This is a genomic window from Mycobacterium sp. (assembly GCF_049608025.1).
In the GTDB taxonomy this organism is placed as follows: Bacteria; Actinomycetota; Actinomycetes; order Mycobacteriales; family Mycobacteriaceae; genus Mycobacterium.
Map to the genome: position 1 here is coordinate 1 of NZ_JBMYXC010000105.1, position 3,295 is coordinate 3,295.

A 3,295-nucleotide genomic window follows, 5' to 3' on the forward strand; every position below is an offset into this window, starting at 1 on the left:
CAGCCCCAGGCCGTTCAGCACCGCCACCAGCGGCAGGAGCAGTGGATCGGCGTAGGGAGCGAACCGGCGCACCGCCAAATGCGCGCCGGCGAACAGTGCCAGGTACGCCACGGTGTACTGGGCCAGATTCCAGCCCAGGCCCTGCTCTTGATTGGCCTCGACGAGCAGCAGCGCCACGGTGGTGATCAACGCGGCGAAGCCGAGCAGAAAAAGCTCGGCGTTGCGCCGGGTCGGCAGGGGAGGCGTCACCGCGACGGGAGCTTGCGGCTGCGTCGTCACGACACTTCCCTGCAGTTCGTTCCCGGCTCAGGTGGTGGGGGCGGGAGCGCGGTCACGGTCTGCGAGGTCGGCGAGGTCGGCGAGGTCGGCGGGGACGGTGACGGGGACGGTGTGGGCGTGGGTGTGGGGGTGGGGGAGTTGGTGACCGTGCGGGGGGCTGCCGGCGCACGGGTATCCGGACCACCGCGCGAGCCAGGATTTTCCGGTGAGCGAGCGGTGGTCGGCGGGGTGGTGGGAAGCAGAGAGGAGGGGGGCGTCGCAGAGGGTGTGCTCGGGGCGGCGGATGTCGGGGTGGGCGGTGCGCAGACCGGCAGAACCGAGGTGCGGGCGAGTTCTTCGATCTGGCTGATGGCGTCGTCCAGCGACCCCGACGGAAGACCTGCGATTACCTGGGCGCGCGCGGAGGGGCGCATATCTTCGACGGCGAGGAGGCCGCAGCCCAGGTTGTCCAGGGGCTGGCTCGCGCTGATGAGGGACAGCTCGTCGCGGCCGTTCAGACAGCCGAGAAGATAAGGCTCCTGCAGTGCGACTCCGAGAAAGGAGCCTTGGACACCCCGCAATATCGAGACGGTGCCGTCGTGGTCGCTGACGTAGTAGTTATTGCGCACGATCTCGCGCCCGATCGCCAGTCCTGCCAGCACGACCACGACGGCCACGGCGGCGGCGATGACGATGGGGCGCCGGGACCGGGGTCGCGGCGGTGGCTCTTCAGGTGGCGGCACGACGCGTTTGGCCACATTCCGCTTGGGGTTGAACGCCGATGCGCGACCGGCCGCGGTGTTGGGCGGGGCGCTCTGATCATCGTTGCCGGACACCGCGCCCGCCAGGATGGGTTGGGTCTGGCCGTATTCGTAATCGACGACCTCGGCCACCACCACGGTGACGTTGTCTGGTCCACCGCCGCGCAGGGCCAACTCGATGAGCCGGTCGGCACTTTCGGCGACGTCCTCGATCTGCATCGCCTCCAGGATGGTCTCGTGACTGACCGGATCAGAGAGGCCGTCGGAGCACAGCAGATAGCGGTCACCGGCGTGGGCCTCCCGCATGATCAGCGTCGGCTCCACCTCGTGACCGGTCAAGGCGCGCATGATCAGCGATCGTTGCGGGTGGCTGTGGGCTTCCTCGGCGGTGATACGGCCCTCGTCGACCAGCGTCTGAACGAAGGTGTCGTCCTTGGTGATCTGGGTGAGTTCGCCGTCGCGCAGCAGGTAGCCGCGCGAATCGCCGATGTGCACCAGACCGAGGCGATTGCCCGCGAACAGGATTGCGGTGAGCGTGGTACCCATGCCGTCGAGCTCGGGATCGGCCTCCACGTGCTCGGCGATGGCCGAGTTGCCCTCTCGGACCGCGGCGCTGAGCTTGCTGAGCAGATCGCCGCCGGGTTCGTCGTCGTCCAGGTGGGCCAGGGCGGCAATCACCAGTTGCGAGGCCACTTCCCCGGCAGCGTGGCCACCCATACCGTCGGCGAGCGCCAGCAGGCGGGCACCGGCATAGACCGAATCCTCGTTGTTGGCCCGCACCAGCCCGCGGTCGCTGCGTGCGGCGTAGCGAAGCACCAGTGTCATGGGCGTAGCTCGATGACGGTCTTGCCGATCCGCACCGGCGTGCCCATCGGGACTCGTACGGCTGTCGTCACCTTCGCCCTGTCGAGGTAGGTGCCGTTGGTCGACCCAAGGTCCTCGACGTACCATTCCGGACCTCGGGGCGAGAGCCTCGCGTGACGCGTCGACGCATAATCGTCGGTCAGCACCAGCGCGGAGTCATCGGCGCGACCGATCAGTACCGGTTGGGTGCCCAGCGGGATGCGGGTGCCCTTCAGCGCGCCTTCGATGACCACCAGTTGGCGGGGGATGTTTCTGCGGCCGCGGTTGGGCAGGAGCGACCCGCGTAGTGCCAGCCCGCGCCGCATCATCACCGTGCCCGTGGGCGCGTATATGTCGTTGCGCAGGATTCGCAGCACCGACCAGATGAACAACCACAGCAGCAGCAAGAAGCCGACACGGGTCAGCTGCAGAACCAGCCCCTGCATCTGACGTCCTCTCCGTCCCCGTCCTTTCGGCACCGTCACCATACTTGGGTGGCGGTCGACGCGAGGGCCAAGCAGCAGACCGCTCCTCTCGAGCGGTCGACCCTCAGTGAACGCGGACGATGATTTCGGAGTGTCCGAGCCGGATGACGTCGCCGTCGGCCAGCTGCCACTCCTGTACCGGAGCGTTGTTCACCGTCGTGCCATTGGTGGAGTTGAGGTCTGACAATAGCGCGACCTGCCCGTCCCAGCGGATCTCCGTGTGCCTACGGGACACTCCCGTGTCGGGTAGCCGGAACTGGGCGTCTTGCCCGCGACCGATCACATTGGCGCCCTCACGTAGCTGGTAAGTGCGCCCGCTGCCGTCGTCGAGTTGTAGCGTGACCGCCGATCCCGCAGCCGAGGAGTAGTCGCCCTGGCCCTCCCCGTAACCCTGGTCGGCGTAGCCGGCCGGGGCCGGTTCCTCGCCGTAGCGTCCGTAATCGGGCTGGGCGTATTCCTGACGGTAAGGCTGGCCGCCCTGCGGGCCGTATCCCTGGTCGGGATACCCGCCCTGATCGGGATATCCGCCTTGATCGGGATATCCGCCCTGGTCGGGATATCCGCCCTGGTCGGGATACCCGCCCTGGTCGGGGTAGGCGGGGCGGCCCGGGGGGGCGTAACCGCCTTCTTCGTGCCGGCCGGGGGGGCGGCCGTAGTCGTACCCGGGTTGCCCGCCGGGGGGCGGACCGTAACCCGGAGGTGCCTGGCGATAGCCCTGGTCGGGGTAGCCGCCTTGCGGTGGGCCGTAGCCGGGGGGAGGCCGTTGCTCGTAGCCCGGAGGCGGGTATCCGTGGCCTGGGTAGCCGCCTTGGTCGGGGTATCCGCCGCCCGGTCCCGGGTAACCGCCACGGGGCGGATAGTTGGGCTCGCCCTGCGGTGGGTAGCCGCCCTGCTCGGCAGGGGGATGCTGGCGCTGGTCCTCGGGACGGGGGCGACGCTCGTCTTCGG

At 68.8% G+C, this 3,295-nt stretch carries 3 protein-coding genes and 1 pseudogene; all 4 read right to left on the minus strand.

Annotation, left to right across the window (positions count from 1 at the left end; translation table 11 throughout):
* A pseudogene (locus ACPGXI_RS17830) lies at window positions 1–279 on the minus strand (cell division protein FtsW); the annotation flags it as partial.
* Window positions 276–1,844: a PP2C family protein-serine/threonine phosphatase gene (locus ACPGXI_RS17835; RefSeq protein ID WP_526655336.1), complete on the minus strand. Its 1,569-nt coding sequence runs from the start codon at window positions 1,842–1,844 to the stop codon at window positions 276–278. The pseudogene ACPGXI_RS17830 and the gene ACPGXI_RS17835, both read right to left, overlap by 4 nt.
* Window positions 1,841–2,308, minus strand: a complete 468-nt coding sequence (locus ACPGXI_RS17840) for an FHA domain-containing protein FhaB/FipA (protein ID WP_526655338.1) — start codon at window positions 2,306–2,308, stop codon at window positions 1,841–1,843. The genes ACPGXI_RS17835 and ACPGXI_RS17840 overlap by 4 nt, the downstream gene beginning before the upstream one ends.
* 103 nt (window positions 2,309–2,411) lie before the next feature.
* The coding region (locus tag ACPGXI_RS17845; RefSeq protein ID WP_526655340.1) for an FHA domain-containing protein at window positions 2,412–3,295 on the minus strand (884 nt) is incomplete at its 5' end.